General features: G+C 47.0%; 20 protein-coding genes and 1 riboswitch. All 20 genes read left to right on the top strand.

From position 1 onward, the window contains the following. Window positions 1–92 precede the first annotated feature (92 nt). The 20 genes from selA (at window position 93) to VN379_RS24205 (ending at window position 22,647) form a co-directional block, all read left to right on the top strand. Window positions 93–1,478, top strand: coding sequence for an L-seryl-tRNA(Sec) selenium transferase (gene selA / locus VN379_RS24300; protein ID WP_325538714.1), 1,386 nt, complete (start codon window positions 93–95; stop codon window positions 1,476–1,478). 18 nt (window positions 1,479–1,496) lie between these two features. Continuing rightward, entirely contained in the window at window positions 1,497–3,377 is a 1,881-nt protein-coding gene (selB, locus tag VN379_RS24295; RefSeq protein WP_325538712.1) for a selenocysteine-specific translation elongation factor, read from the top strand. Between the two features lie 329 nt (window positions 3,378–3,706). Next, on the top strand, window positions 3,707–4,813 hold the full coding sequence (locus VN379_RS24290) for a glutamate synthase (RefSeq protein WP_325538710.1): 1,107 nt from the start codon (window positions 3,707–3,709) through the stop codon (window positions 4,811–4,813). Then, a complete protein-coding gene (locus tag VN379_RS24285) occupies window positions 4,801–6,438 on the top strand; it encodes a glutamate synthase-related protein (RefSeq protein ID WP_325538708.1) in 1,638 nt (545 codons plus the stop codon). Before VN379_RS24290 ends, VN379_RS24285 begins: the two co-directional genes overlap by 13 nt. 12 nt (window positions 6,439–6,450) lie before the next feature. Continuing rightward, on the top strand, window positions 6,451–8,760 hold the full coding sequence (locus tag VN379_RS24280) for an FAD-dependent oxidoreductase (RefSeq protein ID WP_325538706.1): 2,310 nt from the start codon (window positions 6,451–6,453) through the stop codon (window positions 8,758–8,760). A gap of 394 nt (window positions 8,761–9,154) precedes the next feature. Beyond that, entirely contained in the window at window positions 9,155–10,285 is a 1,131-nt protein-coding gene (locus VN379_RS24275) for an ABC transporter substrate-binding protein (RefSeq protein ID WP_414715037.1), read from the top strand. A 347-nt stretch (window positions 10,286–10,632) separates the two neighbouring features. Next, complete coding sequence (locus tag VN379_RS24270) at window positions 10,633–11,817, top strand: ABC transporter substrate-binding protein (protein WP_325538702.1); 1,185 nt, start codon at window positions 10,633–10,635, stop codon at window positions 11,815–11,817. Between the two features lie 108 nt (window positions 11,818–11,925). Then, window positions 11,926–12,822 (top strand): branched-chain amino acid ABC transporter permease, encoded by an 897-nt coding sequence (locus tag VN379_RS24265; protein ID WP_325538700.1) that lies wholly within the window; start codon window positions 11,926–11,928, stop codon window positions 12,820–12,822. Between the two features lie 10 nt (window positions 12,823–12,832). Next, entirely contained in the window at window positions 12,833–13,801 is a 969-nt protein-coding gene (locus tag VN379_RS24260; RefSeq protein WP_325538698.1) for a branched-chain amino acid ABC transporter permease, read from the top strand. Then, the gene (locus VN379_RS24255; protein ID WP_325538696.1) at window positions 13,779–14,543 is read left to right on the top strand and encodes an ABC transporter ATP-binding protein; all 765 of its coding nucleotides are present in this window, start codon (window positions 13,779–13,781) and stop codon (window positions 14,541–14,543) included. Before VN379_RS24260 ends, VN379_RS24255 begins: the two co-directional genes overlap by 23 nt. A 9-nt stretch (window positions 14,544–14,552) precedes the next feature. Further along, window positions 14,553–15,257: an ABC transporter ATP-binding protein gene (locus VN379_RS24250; RefSeq protein WP_325538716.1), complete on the top strand. Its 705-nt coding sequence runs from the start codon at window positions 14,553–14,555 to the stop codon at window positions 15,255–15,257. 76 nt (window positions 15,258–15,333) lie between these two features. Next, the gene (locus VN379_RS24245) at window positions 15,334–15,978 is read left to right on the top strand and encodes a CBS and ACT domain-containing protein (RefSeq protein ID WP_325538694.1); all 645 of its coding nucleotides are present in this window, start codon (window positions 15,334–15,336) and stop codon (window positions 15,976–15,978) included. 52 nt (window positions 15,979–16,030) lie between these two features. After that, window positions 16,031–16,110: riboswitch (NiCo riboswitch) on the top strand. 53 nt (window positions 16,111–16,163) lie between these two features. Beyond that, window positions 16,164–17,090 (top strand): cation diffusion facilitator family transporter, encoded by a 927-nt coding sequence (locus VN379_RS24240; RefSeq protein WP_325538692.1) that lies wholly within the window; start codon window positions 16,164–16,166, stop codon window positions 17,088–17,090. 82 nt (window positions 17,091–17,172) lie between these two features. Further along, complete coding sequence (selD, locus tag VN379_RS24235) at window positions 17,173–18,201, top strand: selenide, water dikinase SelD (protein ID WP_325538690.1); 1,029 nt, start codon at window positions 17,173–17,175, stop codon at window positions 18,199–18,201. Continuing rightward, window positions 18,191–18,799, top strand: coding sequence for a sulfurtransferase-like selenium metabolism protein YedF (yedF, locus tag VN379_RS24230; protein WP_325538688.1), 609 nt, complete (start codon window positions 18,191–18,193; stop codon window positions 18,797–18,799). The genes selD and yedF overlap by 11 nt, the downstream gene beginning before the upstream one ends. 12 nt (window positions 18,800–18,811) lie before the next feature. Then, window positions 18,812–19,096, top strand: coding sequence for a DUF3343 domain-containing protein (locus VN379_RS24225; protein ID WP_325538715.1), 285 nt, complete (start codon window positions 18,812–18,814; stop codon window positions 19,094–19,096). 1 nt (window position 19,097) lies between these two features. Next, entirely contained in the window at window positions 19,098–19,925 is an 828-nt protein-coding gene (locus VN379_RS24220; RefSeq protein ID WP_325538686.1) for a mechanosensitive ion channel family protein, read from the top strand. A 24-nt stretch (window positions 19,926–19,949) separates the two neighbouring features. Beyond that, on the top strand, window positions 19,950–20,159 hold the full coding sequence (locus VN379_RS24215; protein WP_325538684.1) for a DUF951 domain-containing protein: 210 nt from the start codon (window positions 19,950–19,952) through the stop codon (window positions 20,157–20,159). Between the two features lie 124 nt (window positions 20,160–20,283). Beyond that, entirely contained in the window at window positions 20,284–21,393 is a 1,110-nt protein-coding gene (ychF, locus tag VN379_RS24210) for a redox-regulated ATPase YchF (protein ID WP_325538682.1), read from the top strand. A 45-nt stretch (window positions 21,394–21,438) separates the two neighbouring features. Continuing rightward, a complete protein-coding gene (locus VN379_RS24205; protein WP_325538680.1) occupies window positions 21,439–22,647 on the top strand; it encodes an MFS transporter in 1,209 nt (402 codons plus the stop codon). The last annotated feature ends 64 nt before the right edge of the window (window positions 22,648–22,711 follow it).

Here is a 22,711-nt window from a genome sequence, read left to right as displayed (position 1 = left end):
ATAATATACTCTATATTCCGTAAACAAAGATGCAGTAACCCTGACGTAACAGGCTTTATTAAAAGGGTATCGGTTGGGAGGAATTAAACTGGATGGGTATCGATAATAAGAAGCTGCGGTTCATACCCGCTATTGACCGTCTGGTGGCTATTGCTGCAGTTGAGTCTGAGATGAGTGGATATCCTCGCAATTTAGTTATTGCGTGCTTACGTAAGGCCACAGACTATGTGCGGGAGGCACTAATCACGGGAACTGCTGTAGATGTCAGCCCCGAGGCACTTGTTGCGAGAGCCAGACAGCTACTTGAACACCAGACCCGTTCTAGCTTACGACGGGTAATTAATGCTACCGGCGTTGTGTTACACACCAACCTGGGGCGGGCTCCGCTCAGCAGGCGCGCGGTTGCTAATATCTCTCAGATTATGGGCGGGTATAGTAACCTTGAGTACAATATTGACTCAGGCAACCGTGGTAGCCGGTATGATCATGTCTCTGAAAAATTACGTCAACTGACTGGGGCAGAGGATGTCCTTGTGGTTAACAATAATGCAGCTGCAGTCTTGCTTATTTTATCAGCTTTAGCGAAGGGACGGGAGGTTATTGTCAGCCGCGGTGAGCTTGTAGAAATCGGTGGTTCATTTCGTATTCCTGATGTTCTAAAACAAAGCGGTGCCACCCTTGTTGAGGTTGGGGCAACAAATAAAACACATCTGCGTGATTATGAACAGGCAATTGGTCCGAATACGGCGGCTATTCTAAAAGTCCACACCAGCAACTATTGCATTGTCGGGTTTACATCACAACCGGACGGAGCCGAGCTGGCAGCATTAGCCCACAAGCATAACCTGCCGGTAATCGAGGATTTGGGCAGTGGAACGCTTATGCCATTAACTATAGGGGGGCAAACAGAGCCGTCAGTTACTGAACGGCTGGTTCTTGGATTTGATATAGTAACTTTTAGCGGTGATAAACTGCTGGGGGCAGGGCAAGGTGGCATTATTGCCGGTAAAGCAGAGTATATTGGGCTAATGAAGAAACATCCGCTGCTTAGGGCTATTCGTATCGATAAATTGTCTTTAGCGGCAATTGAGGGGACTCTGCAGGACTATATGTTAGGTGATTCTTGCCGGGATATTCCAGTTCTGGCCATGCTGACTATACCGGCAGCGGAACTAAAAGAGCGGGCTGACCGGCTGTATAGTTTAATTACACACCAGACCGAACGTAGTCTTGATTGCAAGGTAATAGCTCTAAACTCACCGGCAGGAGGTGGGGCACTACCTGCGGCAGCATTACCCGGCTATGGGGTGGCCGTAAGCCTGTCGGGCATAAGTGCCGGACATCTGGAACGAAACCTCAGGCAACGGGAGATTCCAATTGTTGTCCGGGTACAAGACAATAAGGTGATTTTTGATGTACGCTGCTTAACCGAGCAGGATCTAACAGAGATTACTGCGGCTCTTGAGACAATGTTTTAGTCAGGGGGAAAGGGCATCTTGAAGTTTGTTATTATTGGCACCGCCGGTCATGTGGATCACGGCAAGTCTGCCGTGATCAAAGCCCTGACTGGAACTGATACCGATCGGTTAAAAGAGGAGAAATTACGGGGTATCTCAATTGATTTGGGGTTTGCCTCCCTGCCGCTTGCCGCTGATCTTGTTGCCGGGGTTGTCGATGTGCCCGGTCATGAGCGATTTCTGAAAAATATGCTGGCAGGCACAGGCGGTATTGATCTGGCCATGCTGGTTATAGCCGCCGATGAAGGCGTTATGCCTCAAACCAGAGAGCATTTAGCCATGCTTGAGTTATTTGGAATCAAACATGGGATTGTAGTTGTTAATAAAGTTGATAAGGTAGATGCTGAATGGCTGGAGCTTGTTGAGGGAGAAATACGAGAGTTTATAAAATCTACTTTTTTGAGGGATGCCCCATTTTGCAGGGTATCAGCGCTTACCGGCGAAGGTATCGGGGAACTTAGAGAAAAATTGGCAGAAATGACAGGCAGACTGACGGTCCGGGATCGTAACGCGCCTTTTCGGCTTTGGATTGATAGGATTTTTACTATTAAAGGTTATGGTGTTGTGGTGACCGGTTCAGTATTAAGTGGACAGGCTAAGGTTGGCAATAATATAAGAGTATATCCGTCAGGCAATATTGTCCGTGTGCGTGGTTTGGAGTGGCATGGCAATAAGGTTAATGAGATTATCGCTGGGCAGCGGGCAGCCATTAATTTAGCCGGGATTGAGCTGGAGCAGATTTCCCGGGGTATGTTATTAAGCGCAGTTGAACGGGGTGAGGTCAGCCTAAGCTGGGATGTTGTGGCCGATTGGCAGCAGGAAGTGACGAGCGGGGTACGCGTCAGGCTGCATTTAGGTACAGGTGAGTTTTTAGGCAGAGTTTATGCCTTTAAAGAGGTGTCACATCGCACGATGCGGCTTATCCTGGAACAACCGCTGGCGGCCGGTAGCGGTGACAGGGGTATTATCAGGCTGTATTCGCCGCAACAACTGCTGGGTGGTGTTACTCTAATTGCCCCAGGAAGGGCTACCAGAAGGTTGGCAAGCGGTCGGGCTGCGCTAGCAGAGGCCGTGGATAAGACAGATCAATCAGCAGCTATCTATCACCGCGTGGCTGAAAGCCGCCTGGTGCTGACAAAGGAAGAAATCCGAAGACAGAGCGGGTATCTTCCCGATAAGGCAGTAGATAAAATGGTCGATAAACTGGTTGTTGCCAAAAGGCTATACTGCCTGGATGGGGTATATATAGCGGCAGGGATGTTTGAACAAATTACCAAAGTCATTACCGGTATTTTGAAAGAGTATCATAAAACACAGCCTGACCGGAGCGGTTTATCCAAAGAAGTAATTCGGCAAAAACTGATGCTTGATGAAAAGAGTTTTGATACATTATTACCCGAGTGGCTGGGCAATGGCATGCTGGTCATTAGCGGTGGTGATCTTGCGCTTAAAAGCCATGCTGATAAACATGGCGGCTGGCAGCGGGATCTTATTGATAAAGCAGTTATTGTTTTGGATAATACTGGATTAGAAAACATCAATCCAGCGTTATTGGCGCAAAAATTATTATTGCCAGCAGATAAATCCAAGGCAGCCCATGACGTACTTATACGGGCAGGTGTGTTGGTAAAGGCTAATGATATTTTTGTATACAGCAAAACAATTCAGTACATTGTACAGCTTATTCACACACATTTTAAGGAGCAGGATACGCTTACAGTGGCAGAGTTACGGGATATATTGAACACCTCACGTAAGATTGCTTTACCGATAATGGAATACCTTGATATGCATAAATATACAGTTAGAGATGGTGATGTACGCCGTCCTGGCCGTAAAACACTGGATTTATCAGAATAAACTTACTTTAAATTTGCATATTGACAGCAAAACAATTCGTTTCTATAATTAAACTCAAAACAGATAATGTACATTGTGGTATTTTGGAGATGTACATATGTTTTGAGGGAGTGTGCCTAGGGTTCCGCGCAATTATAGCGGTCTGGACCAAGCGGCACAGGTGCAGCGTAGCACGCACTACACCGTGGGTATAAAAGACCCGGCGGAAGGTCCCAAGGGAAGGGTATCTTCGCGCTGGGCCTTTTTTTGGTTTCTTATTAAATATAAGGCTGACTAGAATGTTCAAATGGGCGTTAGCAGCAGCCGATAGAAGAGGGTGGGAGAGTAGGATGTGTAGAATAGGGGCTATAAAAAGCAAAGTAGCATTTCATCCGTCGCTGGCACTGCATTTGATGCTGCCTCAGCAGGAGGGGCATGATAACTCTGGTTTCGCAATGGTCATGCAAGATCTCGAAGGGGTTTTTGCCAACTATAAGGATAAACCGCTATTATCCATGGCCTGTACACAGAAAGGTGCGTCGCTGGTGGAGCACTTCATGGAAACAAACAACTTTACACCGGTATATGAATGGATTCCCCGTGGTGTCCGTCAACCGGGATTAGATATTAAAGCTATGCCCTATTATATTTTCCGGGCATATGATTATCCTGAATATTATCGTACCGCTACTCAGGAAGCCAAAGAAGAACTGCTGCTAGATACCCGGTTAGCCTTGCGGGTGTTACTGGAGAATGAGGATCAGGGCTATGTCTATTCTTTCTGGCCTGATGTTTTGACCCTGAAAGAAATTGGCGATCCTCGCGATATTGCTGTTTACTTTAAACTGTGGGACAATACTGGCGAACTAATGGCTAAAAATGTGGTTGTTCAGTGCCGTCAGAATACAAACTATGAAATTGTGCGCTATGCAGCCCATCCATTTTTTCTGCAGGGTTATACACTGTGTGCAAATGGCGAAAATACCTTCTATACCAAGAATAAAGAATACCAAAAACCGCTGCATCGCGGGTATATTGGGTTTGAATCAGATTCCCAGAATTTCTTATATACCTTGCATTATGTTCTTAACGTGCTGAAGTGGCCGATTAAATATTATAAGCATGTTATTACGCCACTGCCTTTTGATGAAATTGCCAAACGGCCGGATAACCGTGAATTGACTGCTATCCGCCAGTCGCTAGGCCATCTGGAGATTAATGGACCCAATACAATTATCGCTATGTTGCCTGACAGCCGTATGGTGACCTGCTGTGACTCCAAGAAATTGCGACCAGTTGTAGTTGGCAGTGACGGGACAATGATTGCCATTTCGTCCGAGGTTTGTGGTCTTAATCAAATTATGCCGCATCGCAATCAGGAGCTTGATATTTATCCGAACGAACGGGAAGTTGTGGTTATTACCCCGGAATTGGAGGTAGAACGATGGAAGCAGTAAGAGTACAAGACGTTAGTGTAAATGATCTGCCGTGGAAATTGCAGTATAGCAGTGAGCGCTGTACCATGTGTGGCAGCTGTGTGGCTGCCTGTACCTTTCATGCTATTGAGGCCGTGATGGAACGGCGGTCAGTGACTGTTTCAACAGGACACCAACCCGATCCCAACCAGCGTCATCTGGCAATACCGGTAATTAAACAAAGGGCAGTTGTTGCTAATGCCTGTGTTGGCTGTGGAATGTGTGAGAAGGTTTGCCCTAATAATGCGATTAAGCCGGTACGCAATCCTGACTCCCGGATAAATTATCTCAATCGCAGTGGCGGTGCCACAGTAAAACGCGGTGGGCGTAATAACCTCGGCAGCAGCGACCGGACCCTGGATAAAATTGTTGTTGGCCGTATTTCGCAGATGACTGACCCTGCACTAGACTCAGAGCGCCATACTTTTGACATCCTGGCACCATTTGGCCGCGTATTGCTCCCCCATGAACTACCACTTACCTCTGACGGTAATGAGCTTAAGTTGACTGGACACACCCCGCCTGTTAACTGGATTTATCCAGTTATATTCAGTGATATGTCTATCGGTGCTCTTTCTACCCGGGCCTGGGAAGCGGTGGCCCTGGCTACCGCCTATCTGAATGAGAAACATAAGATGCCTGTCCGGATGTCTTCCGGCGAGGGTGGAATGCCGATTAAACTCTTGCGGTCCGAATATCTAAAATATATGATTTTGCAAATTGCCTCAGGTCATTTTGGCTGGAACCGTATTGTTCAGGCCATGCCGCACATGAAAGCTGATCCGGCCGGTATTCTGATTAAAATTGGCCAAGGCGCCAAGCCGGGTGACGGCGGACTGTTGCCGGCAGCTAAAGTGTCCAAGCCGGTTCAGGCCATCAGGGGCGTGCCTAAGGCTGACCTTTTATCACCGCCAAACCATCAGGGTTTGTACTCTATTGAAGAGTCGGTACAAAAAATGTTCATGTCCATGAACGCTGCGTTTAAATTCCGCGTCCCTGTTGCCATTAAATGCGCGGCATCGGCTACGTCGGTATCTGTATACAATAACCTCCTGAGAGATCCTTATAAAATTTGCGGCGGCTTTTTCCTGGATGGTATTCAGGGCGGGACCGGTGCTGCAAATGAGGTTTCACTTGACCACACCGGACATCCGGTGGTATCAAAAACCCGCGAATGCTACCTGGCTGCTGTTAAACAAGGCCGGCAGGGGCAAATCCCGCTGTGGGCCGGCGGCGGCCTTGGCTTGACCGGTAATGCGGCGGCTGATGCGTTCAAAATGATCTGTCTGGGTGCTAATGGTATATTCCTGGGTAAAATACTCATTCAATTGTGTGGCTGTGTCGGTAACGAGCTTGGGCGCTGCAATGCATGCAATACCGGAAACTGTCCGGCAGGAATCTGTACGCAAAACCCGCGTTTAGTAAAGCGTTTGGATATTGATAAAGCGGCGCAAAACATTGTTGACTACATGCTGGCATTAGACAGCGAACTCAAAAAGCTCATGGCGCCTGTCGGTAACAGCTCACTGCCTGTCGGACGTTCTGACGCTCTGGTTACTACCGACAGAGCTATTGCTGACAAGCTGGCAATTCAATATGTATGCTAGGAGGGAATGCGCATGTTTAAAATAAATACGATTGACGGCAACAACCGGATGTCAACGCAAGACCTCTTAGAGAGTGTAAATGCCGCGTTGGCTCAAGGGGAAACTGAGTTTTATATTGAAGCTGCAGGCCAGCATGATATTGGTGGGCCGCTATGGCACCCTGAAGGTAAGCCACTCAAATTTTACGTAAAAAATGCCGGCCAGCGCGTTGGTTCCATGTGTCTGCCAGGAACAGAAATTATTGTTGAAGGCTCGGCCTCCGCTGATGTCGGCTGGCTTAATGCCGGCGGCCGGATTATTGTTAAGGGCGATGGTGGTGATACTACGGCTCACTGTGCTGCTGCAGGCAGCATTTATGTTGGCGGCCGGGCGGGAACCCGCTCAGGCTCGCTCATGAAGCATGACCCCTTGTATGAGGCGCCTGAGTTTTGGGTGCTGAAGAATGTCGGTAGTTTTGCCTTCGAATTCATGGGGGGCGGTATTGCGGTAGTGTGCGGCTATGACAGCGAACAGTTCGAGTCTGTCTTGGGTGACCGTGCCTGTACCGGTATGGTTGGCGGTATTGTCTACTTCCGGGGCAGGGCCAACGGAATATCGGCTAAAGATACCAAGATACTTGCGTTAAATGCGGACGATATTGCCTATCTTGATGGCAATATGGATGATTTTCTAACTGCGATCGGGCGGCCGGAGATACGCAGCCGGTTAACTGACTGGAGTGACTGGCAGAAAGTAGTACCGCTTTCCTATGATGAGCGCCCCAAAAAAGCCAACACCAATCTTAATGCTTTCCGGACCGGTACCTGGGTACCTGGCAGTATCTTCGGCGATGTATGCGATGATGATTTTGCGGTCATCGGTGCGATTGCCACTGGTGTATACCGGCGGCGTGTACCTGTCTGGGAGAATGCCAAATATAGTGCGCCCTGTGAATTTAACTGTACGGCCTCAATACCTTCCCAACAGCGTTTTAACCTGCTGCGGGACGGCAAGATCGATGAGGCTTACCGGTTGGTGCTTGAATATACGCCATTCCCTGGTTCGGTGTGCGGTGCGGTATGTCCGAACCTCTGTATGGATGAGTGTACCAGGAAAACGGTTGATATCTCAGCGCAAATCGGCAAACTGGGCAGTTACTCGGCTGACGCAGAACTGCCCCAAGCCGAAGCTAAAACAGGCAAGCATGTGGCCGTTATTGGCGGCGGTGCGGCTGGTCTTACCGCGGCTTGGCAGCTAGCGCGGCTGGGCCATGAGGTAACAGTATTTGAAGCAGATGCTAAGGTTGGCGGCAAAATGGAGCAGGTCATTCCCCGCTCACGCCTGCCTCAGTCCACACTGGCGAGCGAAATCGCCCGGATTGAAAAAATGGGTGTTACCATTAAAACCGGCGTAACTGTTGATAAAGAAAAGTTCTCCTCAATAAAAGACAGTCATGATGCAGTGGTAGTTACCACTGGTGCCCATATAACTAAGGTAATATCCTGGCCTGGTCAGGAACGTGTTGTCAAAGGCCTGGATTTTCTCAAAGCCATTAACCGGGGCGAGCACCCTGGTATTGGAAAGAAGGTCATTGTTATCGGCTGTGGTAACTCCGGCATGGATGTCGCTGTCGGTGCCTATGGCCTGGGAGCCGAGCAGGTAACCTGTATCGACGTTCAACGCCCGGCAGCTTTTGAACACGAGATTGCACATGTAAAAGCACTGGGTGGTGAGATCCTCTGGCCGGTGTTTACTAAAGAGGTTACGGCTGAAGGAATTGTCACCCAAGACGGTCAGCTAATTAAAGGGGATACGGTTATTATCTCAATTGGCGAGTCACCAGATCTTGGTTTTGTGCCTGCAGGTATTGAATTTGACCGCGGTTGCCTGAAACCGGCTGCCGATTATAGTGTGGCCCCTGGTATCTTTACTGCGGGTGACACAATTCGCCCGGGACGATTGGTAGACGCCATTGGGGCTGGGCGCCAGGCTGCATTGGCTGCCAATGCGTATCTGAACAACAGTAGCTATGCTGTAACGCAAAAGGAGAAAATTTCACCAGACCGGATGAGTACCGCCTATTTTAAAAAATGTCATAGTTGTGATGTGCCGGAGGCTACTGGTGATTACAACCGCTGTATCAGCTGTGGTACTTGCCGCGATTGTCATATGTGTCTGAAGTCTTGTCCGGAGAATGCCATTACCCGCATAGTCGGCACAACAGGAGCTGAATATGTGTCCGACTCGAATAAATGTATCGGCTGCGGCATCTGCAGTGGCATTTGCCCCTGCGGCGTCTGGAATATGGACACTAACGCCGAACCAATTCAGTTTTACAGATAAACGAAAACATCTCTGCCAGCAGGACAATTGGCAGAGATGTTTTTTATTTTGTGGACTTAGATCCATTCTGCAAAAACAGTAAAATTACACGTATCAAAAAAAACGTATTGACAGGTCGGAGGACTTACCAATATAATAATATTTACAGACATATGCGCACAAATATCTGCGACTGGGGAACATGTGGTTTGCATAGTTTCACAACAACTGTAAACCGGAGGGAGCTGATTTGGGACGATATTTAGTAATATGTACTTTTTTTTAATTGTAGCCCAGGCAGCTGTTAGACCCAGTGTTTTTGGTGCATAAAAAAGGTGAATATCGAGGAGAAAAGAGGGAATTTACAGTGAGTAAAAAGTGGTTAACGTTTGTCGGTTTAGCAGTAGCGCTTACCATGCTGGCTGGTCTGGTGGCAGGCTGCGGCGGTTCGTCGTCATCAAAACCTGCTGATGCCAAAGATATTAAAATTGGTGGTAATTTTGAAATGACTGGCGGGATTGCCAATTTTGGCAATCAAACAGCCAATGGCATTAAACTGGCATTCAAAGAAGCCAATGCAGCTGGTGGTGTATTGGGAAAACAGCTTACTTTTGTAGTCGCTGACAATAAATCAGAACCAGCAGAGGCTGCTAATGCGATTACTAAACTAATAACTCAAGATAAAGTTGTAGCTGTGCTAGGCCCTGTATCCAGCTCTAATGTGCTGGCTACCCTGCAAATTGCACAAGATAATAAAGTTCCGGTACTTACTGCTACCGCAACCAATCCTAAAGTAACCGTTGATAATGGCAATGTACGGCCTTATGCTTTCCGCGCCTGCTTTATTGATCCCTTCCAAGGCAAAGTAATGTCTGACTTTGCCAGCAAATCGGTAAAAGCAAAAACTGCCGCAATTTATATTGATAACAGCTCCGATTATTCTAAAGGACTTGCTGACGTTTTCGAGGCTGCTTTTACTCAAGGCGGCGGCAAGATTGTAGCTAAAGAAGGCTTCTTACAGAAAGATACTGACTTTAAAGCTACTCTGACTAAGATTAAGGCCACTAATCCTGACGTAATCTTTATCCCGGCTTATTATGAAGAAGTAGGCAAGATTGTTAAACAGGCCCGTGAACTTGGTATTACTATTCCTTTGTTAGGTACTGACGGCTGGGATGACAGCAAGCTGGTAGATATTGCCGGCGCTGCTCCGCTCAACAACGGTTTCTTCAGCAATCACTACTCCTCACAAGATAAAGATCCTAACATTGTAAAATTTGTAGAAGCCTACAAAAAAGAATATGGCCAAGAGCCTAGCGCTTTGGCTGCCCTTGGCTATGACTCCGGGCTAGTGATTATCGATGCAATCAAACGCGCAGGCAGCGCTGATCCGGCTAAAATTCGCGATGCACTGGAACAAACCAAAAACCTGCAAGTAAGCACAGGTATCCTGACCCTTGATGCTAACCATAATCCGGTAAAGAGTGCTGTAGTAATCGAGATGAAAGATGGTAAGCAATCCTTTAAAGAAAAGATTAATCCCTAACCCTTCAATAAGTAAATAAGTGGTAATGAACTCTACCAGTGTACAATGCAGTGCAAGGGGTAAGGCCAAGGCCTTATCCCTTTTTAATAAGAATAAGACAACCAAAGTCTCCCCTGCGTGGACAAACAGTTAGATGTACTGTGCTGGAAGTATTGACAGAGATGGACAAGGCCCCTATAATTACACTGTATGCGAAACAAGTAGTTGTTGTTGGTGGACACGAAAGTACTAACAACAGTTGAGGTCTGTAACCTTTGCGGGTATTTGGATCTCAATGTAAGGGGGCGATACTGTACATGCGATGTTTGCACCACGGTATCCAGTTTTGATAATTGGGAGGGGAAACCATGTCAAAAACAAGATTTACGAAGTTAGTAAGTGTAACAGTAAGTGTACTTATGGTGGCTGGACTCATTGCAGGCTGCGGCGGCAGCGGTAGTGGTGGCCAGCAGTCAGACGTAATCAAGCTCGGCGCTAACCTGGAGATGACCGGCGGCAATGCCACTTTTGGCCAGTCGGCGACCAATGCTGCTAAATTAGCTATAAAAGAAGTGAATGCCAAAGGCGGTGTTCTCGGTAAACAGCTTGCTTTAGTTGTAGCAGATAATAAGAGTGAAGCAGCTGAGGCGGCCAATGCCATGCAAAAGCTTGTAACTCAGGATAAAGTAGTGGCTGTTATCGCCCCTATTGCTTCTTCCAGCGTTATTGCAGCAGCTCAGGTTAATGCCGATAACAAGGTGCTGGCTATCAGCCCGACTGCATCGAACCCTAAAGTGACTGTTGATCCTAACAGCGGCAAGGTGCGCGACTTTAATTTCCGGGCTGCCTTTATTGATCCGTTCCAGGGCTCGGTAATGGCCTCATTTGCCCAAAAGTCGCTTAAAGCCAAAACCGCGGCTATATACATTGATAACTCCAGTGACTATGCTAAAGGCTTAGGCCAGTTCTTTAAAGAAACTTTTGAGAAAAATGGCGGCACAATTGTGTCAAGTGAAGCCTATTTGGCGAAAGACACTGATTTCAAATCCACCCTGACCAAGATCAAGGCCAAAAACCCTGATGTTGTGTTTGTGCCTGGTTATTATCAGGAAGTAGGTATGATTATTAAACAAGCCCGTGAGCTTGGTCTTACGGTTCCATTCCTGGGCGGCGATGGCTGGGACTCCGCTAAGTTGCCGGAAATCGGCGGCGCTCAGGCTTTAAACAACAGCTTCTTTAGCAATCACTATTCGCCTGATGATAATAGTCCTGCAGTAAAAACTTTTGTTGAAGCCTATAAGAAAGAATACAATCAGACGCCTGACGCTTTTGCCGCATTATCCTATGACGCCACCATGATGGTGATCGAGGCTATGAAACGGGCCAATAGTGCAGATCCTGTGAAGATTAAAGATGAATTGGCTAAAACTAAAGATTATCAGGCAGTATCAGGTTTAATTACCTTTAATGCTACCCATGATCCGGTTAAGAGTGCTGTCATCATTGAAATGAAAGACGGCAAGCAAACCTTTAAAGAGAAGGTAAATCCCTAATTAAGGGTGCGTTGTTCCCTGTAGCCGGGATAATTATCCCGGCTATCTGGACCAATTTGGCCCTTCAACATATAATAATATTTTTTGAAATGGAGAGGGGAGAGCGCATTGGATTCCTCAAGCTTAATCGTACAATTTGGCCAGCAATTAATAAATGGTATTTCCCTGGGCAGCATTTATGCGCTCATTGCGCTGGGTTATACCATGGTTTACGGTATAATCAGGCTGATCAATTTCGCCCATGGAGACATATACATGGTGGGCGCCTATGCGGGTTTTTTTGCCACATCTGTATTGAAGTTTTCATTTGTTCCGGCGCTGATTTTTTCAATGGCCGCTGCTGCTGTTATCGGTATGGCAATTGAAAAAATAGCTTACAGACCTCTAAGGAGTGCGCCCAAGATTGCGATCCTCATCGCGGCTATTGGCGTATCGCTATTCTTAGAGTATGGCGGAATGCTGCTGGTGTCACCTCAGCCGCGGACCTTCCCGGCGGTTTTTAATGCTGAGATATATAATGTCTGGGGTCTGGTGATTAACAGTCAGCAAGTTATTATTTTAGTGGTATCCCTGCTATTAATGGTCATTCTGACCTATGTCGTACACCAAACCAAAATGGGTAAAGCAATGCGGGCTGTGTCTTTTGACACCGATGCTGCCCGGCTTATGGGTATTGACGTTGACCGGGTAATCTCCTTTACCTTTGGTATTGGCTCAGCGCTGGCTGCTGCAGCCGGTGTGCTTGTTGGTGTTTACTACAACTCAATTGACCCATTGATGGGAATTATGCCTGGCCTTAAAGCCTTCGTTGCTGCAGTACTAGGCGGTATCGGCAGCATTCCTGGTGCTATGCTTGGTGGTACCATTCTTGGAGTCATTGAAGCTTTGGTCAGCGGATTCTGGTCTTCAACCTTCCGGGATGCAGTGGCGTTTGGGATTCTGATTATTATCCTGCTATGGAGACCGACTGGTCTCTTGGGTAAAAATATCCGGGAGAAAGTGTAGGTGACAGGCCATGAATTTACGAGGAAAAACTAAGACAGATATTATGGGGTTAGTGGCCTGTATAGTGGCTTACGCCGTTATTCAAGGTCTGATATTAGCTGAGGTGATTGGTCCATTCTGGCAGCTTAATATTATTTTAATTGGCATTAATATTATTCTGGCAGTAAGCCTGAACCTTATTAACGGATTTACCGGCCAATTCTCTATTGGGCATGCGGGCTTTATGGCTGTTGGCGCATATTTAAGCGCAGTACTCACAGTAAAGCTGCAGTTACCGTTTATTGCTGCTATTCTCGGTGGCGCAATTGCCGCCGGATCTTTGGGTTTTGCGATAGGACTTCCGACATTACGCTTAAATGGCGATTATCTGGCCATTGCGACCTTGGGACTTGGCGAAATCATCCGGATTTGTATTCTAAACATTCCGTATGTTGGTGGTGCGTCAGGATTTATGGGTATTCCCCGTTATACCGACTTTACCTGGGTGTTTGCGATTACGGTGTTTACCGTGTTTGTCATTAAAAACTTTATTGACTCAACCCATGGGCGGGCATGTATTTCCATCCGTGAAAACGAAATTGCTGCCGAAGCCATGGGGGTTGATACAACTAAATACAAGGTTCTGGCCTTTACTATCGGAGCGGCTTTCGCCGGTGTGGCCGGTTCCCTGTTTGCACATTACTTTTATATTGCCCATCCGGCATCTTTTACTTTTATGAAATCGTTTGATATCTTGACAATGGTGGTATTGGGGGGGCTTGGCAGCATCTCCGGCAGCATTACCGCAGCTGTTCTACTGACCTTTGTGTCAGCTGCGCTTGCTAGCTATCCCGAGTGGCGGATGATCATATACTCGCTAATGCTTATTATTTTGATGCTGTACCGGCCACAGGGCTTGTTTGGCAATAAAGAATTAAGCCTGAAGATGTTAGGCCGCTTGACAGGAGGTAAGAAACATGGCTCTACTCAAGGCAACTAAGCTATCGAAAGTTTTCGGCGGCCTTCGGGCGGTTTCTAATTTCGACATTGAAATTGCTCCTGGCGAGTTGGTTGGTCTTATCGGCCCGAACGGTGCCGGCAAGACAACGGCGTTTAACCTTTTAACCGGGGTATATGAACCTACCGAAGGCCAAATTGAGTTTGACGGCAAAAGTGTTGTCGGTCTCAAACCATACCAGATTACTCAGAAGGGTATTGCCCGTACTTTCCAAAATATCAGGTTGTTTGCTGACCTTACCGTACTTGACAATGTTAAGATTGCATATCATTTTCACGTAAAGTACGGCTTGCTGGCGTCTTTCTTCCGTATTGGCGGCTATCATGCTGAAGAAGCTGAGATTGAAGAGAAGGCCATTCGGTTTTTAGAAATCTTTCAATTAGCTGATAAAAAAGATGAAATTGCTAAAAACCTGCCCTATGGTGAGCAGCGCCGTCTGGAGATTGCACGGGCGCTGGCAGCCCAGCCTAAACTGTTGCTCCTAGATGAACCGGCAGCCGGGATGAATCCGCAGGAGACGCAGCAGCTTATGGAAATGATTCGCTGGATCAAAAATGAGTTTAAACTGACGATCCTGTTGATTGAACACGATATGAGCCTGGTTATGGGGGTTTGTGAGCGGATCTATGTACTTGATTATGGCAGCATAATCGCCCAAGGAACGCCACACGAAATTAAAAATAATCCACGGGTTATCGAGGCCTACCTCGGTGAGGAGGTTTAGATCATGGTTATGTTAAAAGTTGATAACATTAATGTATATTATGGTGCCATTCATGCTCTAAAAGGGATCAGTGTTGAGGTAAACCAGGGCGAGATCGTTACACTGATTGGCGCTAACGGTGCAGGCAAAAGTACTACACTCCGGACTATCTCCGGTCTCCTAAAACCTAAAACAGGGCAGATTGCTTTTGAGGGACAAAATATTGCCGGCGTGCCTGCGCAGAATATTGTTAAACTAGGTATATCGCAAGTACCTGAAGGGCGCCGCGTATTTGCACATATGTCGGTACTTGAGAACCTGGAATTAGGCGCATACCTTCGTTCTGACACCAAAGAGATTAAAGCAGATATGGATAACGTATTTGCCCGTTTCCCTCGTCTGGGTGAACGGCGTAGCCAGCTCTCCGGTACGCTGTCAGGCGGTGAACAGCAGATGCTGGCGATGGGCCGTGCACTGATGAGCCGTCCGCGGATTCTGCTTTTGGATGAACCCTCTATGGGCTTGGCTCCGCTCCTGGTAAAAGAGATATTTTCGATTATTAAAGACATCAATCAGACAGGTACTACTATTCTTTTGGTTGAGCAGAATGCTCATATGGCATTGTCTATTGCCAATAAAGCCTATGTGCTGGAGACCGGGCGTATTATCTTGTCAGGTGATGCTAAAGAACTGGCTGCAAGTGAAGAGATCAGAAAAGCATATCTGGGCGGATAATAACAGGCGAGTGCTCAAGAAGAATGCCCATTTGCGATGTTCTTAAACAATAAATGTGTAGGGGAAGTGTTATGCTATGATCGTATCCAAACGAATGACAGCCAACCCCACTACTATTACGTCAGCCATGACTATTGTGGATGCGCTGCAGATTATGCGCAGCAACAAATTCCGCCGCTTGCCGGTGGTAGATAATGGCAAGCTGGTTGGTATTGTTACTGATCGAGACCTCAGAGAAGTGTCGGCTTCGCCAGCGACGTCGCTATCCGTGTTTGAACTAAACTATCTCTTGGCTAAGATGCAGGTAAAAGACATTATGACCAGGAAGGTTCTGACAATAAGCGCGGATGCCACTGTGGAAGAAGCGGCGCTCTTAATGTACAACAATAAAATCGGTGGGTTAATCGCTGTTGATGCCAATCAGGCTGTTGTCGGCATACTGACAGAAACCGATATATTTAAGGCTTTTGTTGATGCGATGGGATTGCCCCAGGGCAAAACCCGTCTGAGCTTGATTGTTCCGGACCGGTTAGGAGTTATTAACGATATTTCCGGTGTATTTAAGGAGCAAGGTGTTAGTATTGGCAGTTTTGTTAGCTTTCCGGCTGAGGATGGTCAGTATGAGGTAGTTATTCGGGCTGAGATTAATGATGTAAAAACATTGACTGACCGTTTAGCGGCTCTGGGTTATCCTGTGCAACATGTTGCTCAGATCGGCTAATTTTATCTAAATCTGCCCAAGAATTTTACACATTTTGTTTGCTGTGCTAATATAATAAGCGTAGGAACAGGCGACCGGCTATGCCGGTGCAGCCGGGCAGCGCCAGCAGCAGGTAAAACCTGCGGGACCTATTGGACCCGCAGGTTTTTTAATTATGTTTAAATTTACTTTTTGGGGGGAAAGGCTTGGAAACTAATTATAACCAACTAAAGCAGCAGACAGCACGGTTATCGGTTATCTCCAATACCCTGTTAGTGGTGCTTAAACTTGTTGTCGGCATATTTACAGGGGCAGTCAGTATTGTTTCGGAAGCTGCTCATTCTGCAGTCGATTTAATTGCTGCACTCGTAGCCTATATTGCGGTAAGAAAAGCTAGTAAGCCACCTGATAGCCAACATGCGTACGGTCATGGAAAAATCGAAAACCTGTCAGCGGCATTTGAAGCTGTGCTCATTGTATTAGCCGCCTTATGGATAGTTTATGAGTCTATAAATAAGATAAATAACCCGCATATCCCGGAATATCTGGAGTATGGTTTGATCGTTATGGCTGTATCAGTGGCTGTTAATTACTGGGTATCAAATAAACTTTATTATGTGGCGCGCCTTACCGGTTCTCATGCCCTGGAGGCTGATGCGCTTCACCTGAAGGCCGATATCTGGACAAGTGCGGGCGTATTTATCGGTTTGGTGATTATTAAGCTGACAGGTCTATACTGGCTTGACCCCATGATTGCTATTGCTGTTGCAGTTATTGTGTTTAAGGCTGGTTTTAGTATGACCATGAAAAGCATCTATGAGCTAACTGATGTTACTCTGCCTGAGTCAGAAGAAGAAGAAATAAGAGCGATTGTTCATCAGCATCCGGAGGTCATTGCCTTTCACAAGCTGCGGACCAGACGGTCAGGTAGTTTCCGGCTGATTGACATGCATATAGTGCTAAAAAAAGATATGTATCTTGATAAAGCGCATGACGTTTGCGATGAGATCGAAATAACCATAAAAGCTCAGTTTGCTCCCTGTGATGTTATTATCCACTTAGAGCCGTGTGACTACAACGATGGCTTCGGTTTTTGCCCATCAGAATGCGGCGAAAACTGTAAGCATGAGTGAAGCAGGATTTTACCCAGGCAGGTTATAATATATCAATATGAAATCTAATCACGTAAAATACTAACCAAGGAGGGTATTACCTGTGGTAAAACTTACAGAGTATAGCCAGCGTGGTGGCTGTGCTGCCAAACTGGGGCCAGGGGACCTGGCCGGGGTTTTGAATCAGTTGCCGGTAATGCATAATCCTAATGTGCTTGTTGGCATTACTACATCAGATGATGCCGGGGTATATAAACTAAATGCAACAACAGCCCTTGTGCAAACGGTGGATTTTTTTACCCCCATTGTGGATGATCCATATCTGTTTGGGCAGATTGCGGCTGCTAACAGTCTGAGTGATATCTATGCAATGGGAGCAACGCCATTAACGGCACTCAATCTAGTGGCTTTCCCCAATTGTAAGCTTCCCGGAGAAGTGCTTTTGGCCATTCTACAAGGCGGGCAGGACAAGGTTGCTGAGGCTGGAGCCGTTATTATCGGCGGTCATAGCATTGTTGATAATGAGCCTAAATATGGCCTGTCTGTCACAGGACTTGCCCACCCGGAAAAAATTTGGACAAATGCCGGGGCGCAGCCCGGGGATTGTCTGGTGCTGACGAAAGCGCTAGGTACCGGTATTCTGACTTCTGCAGCACGAGCTGATTTATTTCCGCACGGTGTTGCTGAGGCAACGGCCAGCATGGCGGCATTAAATGCGGTTGCCGCAAAAGTTGCGGCAGGTTTTAACATTAATGCTTGCACAGATATTACCGGCTTTGGATTATTGGGTCATGTTTACGAAATGGCAGCAGGCAGCAAAGTATCAATAACGATTGATAGCACAGCATTACCGCTATTGCCGGAGGCTGCCGAGGCGGCCAATATGGGATTGGTGCCGGGTGGCGCTTATACTAACCGTAACTATCTAAAAACGGTGACTTTTGCTGAGCCTGTTAAAGAAAACATCAGGGACATCTGCTTTGATCCGCAAACCTCAGGGGGATTATTATTTGCTGTACCTGGAGATCAGGCGCAAGCATTAATTGCTGCCCTGCAGGCCGCAGGCGTGGCAGCAGCCAGCTTGATTGGACAAGTTACGGCAGACGGAGGGGGAGATATTTATGTCAGATAAAGTTGTTGATTGCAGAGGCCTGGTTTGTCCACAACCGGTAATTCAGACTAAGAAGACAATTGAAACAACCGAGGCAGGCCGGATTACTATTATTGTTGACAATGATGTTGCTAAAATTAATGTCGTTAAGTTTGCTGCTGCCAATGGTCTTGGGGCGGCTGTAGAGGAAAAAAGCGGAGATTATTACATTACGATCATTAAGGGTAAAGGTACAAGAGCGGCAACGCCGGTTGCGGCAACGACTGCAAGCATTGGACCGGATGCAACCCGGCAGGTGTATCTAATTACTCAGAATACCTTAGGTCATGGTGCGCCGGAGTTGGGAGCCGTATTGATGAAGGCGTTTATGACTACAATGCTTGAGACAAAACCACAACCAGAGGCGCTCCTCTTTATCAATAGCGGTATTAGACTGACTGTGGAAGGCTCACCGGTGCTGGAGCAACTAAAAACTCTGGCTGAGCGAGGGGTCACTGTCCTGTCATGTGGTACCTGCCTTGATTATTATCAGGTCAAGGCCGATCTGGCGGTTGGTGAAGTGACGAATATGTATACTATTATTGAGACAATCGCAAATGCTAAAACAGTGACGTTATAAGCAGGTGATCTTATTACATATCGAAGTTATGACCGGCTGATTTCTTTTGCGTCAATACATCAGGCCATTAAAGCTGAAAAGTTATTGGCACAAAACGGTATTCCGGCCTATGCCCTGCCGACACCACGGGAGATTGATATCAGCTGCGGCCAATGCCTGCTATTTGCAGCCAGGCAGCAAGACCTGATTCTTAGCCTGTTTGCCGCTGCCAGGGTACGGTGGTCAAAATTGTTTAGCCGGACATTGGCAGGAGATACCGTGTATATTTTTGAAAAAATAACTGAGTATGGAGGTTAGTGTGGAACAACTGCTGACACCTGCATTTTGGCTGGGGATAGCTGTGACATTAATCCGACTGGTAACTATTGGAGTAGGTGGCCTCATTTTGCTGAGGTTTACTAATATGATTATCGAACAGTTTTTTATCCCTAAGCCAGGGGCAAAGACGATATATTTGGACGAAAAACGGGCCAGGACATTGAGCAGTCTGTTGCATAGTATCATCAGGTATGCTATTTACTTCATAGTTGTTGTAATGATGCTCCAGGAGTTTAAGATTGATACAACCTCGATTGTCGCTGGCGCCGGTATTATCGGTTTGGCCGTAGGCGTTGGCGCCCAAAGCCTGATCAAAGACTTTATCACAGGTTTTTTTATTATTCTGGAAGACCAGTACGGGGTAGGGGACTATGTAGTGATTGGCGATATGACCGGCACTGTAGAGGAATTGGGCTTTCGTGTTACCAAGCTGCGGGATGGCAATGGCATTCTCCACATCATACCTAATGGTTCTATTCTTAAGGTGAGCAATTATACCAGAGGTCATATGCAGGCTGTCGTCAATGTGCCTGTACCCTATGAGGCTGATATTGGCGAGATCTTTACCATTCTGGAGGCGGCGTGTATTTCTGTCGGAAAAAGTATGCCAGAGGTGCTGGCAGGCCCCAATGTCGTTGGTGTGGTTGATCTCAGACCGGGAGAGGTGGTTATCCGTATAACTGCCAAAACAGTGCCATTAGAGCAGGTGAAGGTGGAAACGACGTTGCGACGCCTGATAAAAGAGCAGTTCACGGCAGCTAAGATTCCCCCGCCTCAAGCTGTAACCACGGGTTCTATGCCTCAATAACAGCGCTTAAAACAGGAGGATGACATGAACGAGAGATATAACTATAAAATCGGTGAGATTGTCAAAATGAAAAAAAATCATCCTTGTGGTGGTGATCGCTGGGAGATTACCCGTACCGGGATCGATTTCGGCCTAAAATGCCTGCAATGTGGTCGTCAGGTCATGATTCCACGGCCCAAGTTTGAAAAAGGTGTCAAGGCCATTGTACCGGCAGCTCCTCCAGCAGGCAAATAATCCAAGATATAGGATTGGTATACTTGTATTTCATCCGGCAATATCTTACAATATAAAAAGTTAACTGTTTCTATTTAAACATTCTGGCTGGAGATTTATCAGCCTTAAAGGTGGAGTAACATTCATGAGCACTAATCTTGAAGTGGGTATTGTCGGTTTGCCTAATGTTGGTAAAAGTACCCTGTTTAATGCCATTACCAAAGCCGGTGCCGAGGCAGCCAACTATCCCTTCTGTACGATTGAACCGAATGTCGGTGTTGTTGATGTGCCTGATGATCGCCTGGTAAAGTTGACTGAAATGTATAAACCTAAGCAACGGACTTTACCTGCAGCCATGCGGTTTGTTGACATTGCCGGGCTGGTACAGGGAGCAGCCCAGGGTGAAGGGCTTGGCAATAAGTTTCTGTCACATATCCGTCAGGTAGATGCTGTAGCCCAGGTTGTCAGATGTTTTTCCGACGATAATATTACCCATGTAGCCGGTAATCTGGACCCGCTACGCGATATTGATATTATTAATACCGAGTTGTGTCTGGCTGACTTGGAAACGGTGGAAAAACGCATTGATCGTGTCCAAAAAATGCTTAAAGGCGGCGATAAAAAAGCCCAGGCTGAACTTGAGGCGTTGAAAACCGTTCACCAGGCACTGGCTGATGGCCAGCCGGCCCGTAGTGTTGTAAATGACGGGGATATGGCAGAACTGCTCAGTGACTTGTTTTTGCTGACGTTAAAGCCTACGTTGTTTGTTGCTAATGTGAGTGAACAGGAAGCAGCTGACGCCAGTGCTAATCCACATGTGGCTAAAGTGCAAGAATATGCGGCGCGTGAAGGGGCGGAAGTCATTATTGTTTCGGCTAAAGTCGAGTCAGAGATTGCCGAGCTGCCTGAGGCTGAAGCCTGTGAGTTCTTAGCTGATTTAGGGCTGGATGAATCCGGACTGGATAAGCTGATTCGGGCAAGCTTTAAGCTGCTGGGGCTGATGACGTTCTTTACCGCAGGCGAGCAGGAAGTACGGGCCTGGACGATTGTGCGCGGAACTAAAGCACCGCAGGCTGCCGGGAAAATCCACAGTGACATTGAGCGTGGTTTCATTAGGGCCGAGATTGTATCATATACTGATTTGATGACAGCAGGCGCTCACAATGCGGCCAAGGAAAAAGGCTGGGTGCGTCTTGAGGGTAAAGAATATATTATGCAGGACGGCGATGTAACCTATTTTAGATTTAACGTATAGAGAGCGGATATCTGCCGCTCTTTTCCTTTTTTGGAGGTTATTGGTGTGAGTAAGAACCTAAGTACCCCGGTTTTTTTAAACATATCCTTATTAAGCGCCGGGCATTTTTTTAGTGACTTTTATGCTAATTTCTTGCCGGCACTACTACCGATTGTTATGGTGAAACTGGGACTGTCTCTGACTATGAGTGGAATGCTGGTTATGGTTTATTCGGTAATTTCAAGTGTGCTACAGCCTGTCAGCGGTTATATCATTGATAAGCGCGGCTATGCCTGGCTTATTCTTGTTACGACGCCTGTAAGTGCTGTATTTATCTGTTTGTCGGGTTTAGCGGACAGTAAGTTCGCCTTGTTTTTGCTGGTGGGTTTGGCAGGGCTGGGGTCCTCTGTTTTCCATCCGTTGGCTGCCAGTCTAATGGGCAGAGTGGTAACCGCAGAGACAAAGGGGACGGCTATGTCCATTTTTATATTTGGCGGCAATATTGGTTATGCTGTAGCTCCGGCTGTGATCCTGTATCTATTAAGCACTACAGGTACAGCCAGTTTGTTATGGCTAATCATCCCCGGCCTGCTCGTAACAGGGGCTTCTTACTTGGCCGGTCTGCATAAATTTGATATTAGTCCGGCAAAGACGTGCGCAAGAGATGCGGTTAATGAACAGTTCGAGCCGTGGTATAAATCACGCGGACTTATTCTCCTGAACATTGTGAATGCTCTGCGATCCTGGATGCAAGTTGCCTTGCCTACCTTTTTGCCTGTGGCATTGGCAGGGGCTGGACAGCCGCCCTCCGTTGCTGCCAGCATGCTTACCGTGTTTTTATTAAGCGGTGCCTGTGGCGCCCTGTTTGGTGGCTGGCTGGGTGACCGGATCGGCCGTAAAGCCGGAGTTATCGGATCGTTACTATTGTGTTTGCCTGTTACCTATTTGTTTTTGTGTGATATTAGTCCGTCGTTTGTAAGTTACAGCCTGTTAGCCCTCAGTGGCGCGTTGATTCAAAGCACAGCACCAACCTCGGTTGTTTGGGCCCAGGAGCTTATTCCCGGAAATGCTGCTATGGCATCTGGTATGATGCTGGGATTGTCTTTTGGGCTGGGGGGTGTTGGTGCGGCGATAACCGGGGGACTGGGAGATCACATAGGCATTGAAAGCGCCCTGCTATGGTCGCTGGTTTCCCTTGGTTTAGCCCTTATACTGGCGTTTGCTATTCCCCAGCCGGCAAAGCGGCCTACTGGTAATCAAATCTTAAACATTTAATATTTAGTTGGTAATTTTCTTGCATTTGTGAGACAACTAGTGCTATAATAATTTAGTCGCAATG

Origin of the sequence: Sporomusa sp. (assembly GCF_035561255.1) — a bacterium.
In the GTDB taxonomy this organism is placed as follows: domain Bacteria; phylum Bacillota; class Negativicutes; order Sporomusales; family Sporomusaceae; genus Sporomusa.
This window is presented reverse-complemented; position numbering and strand designations above follow the sequence as displayed.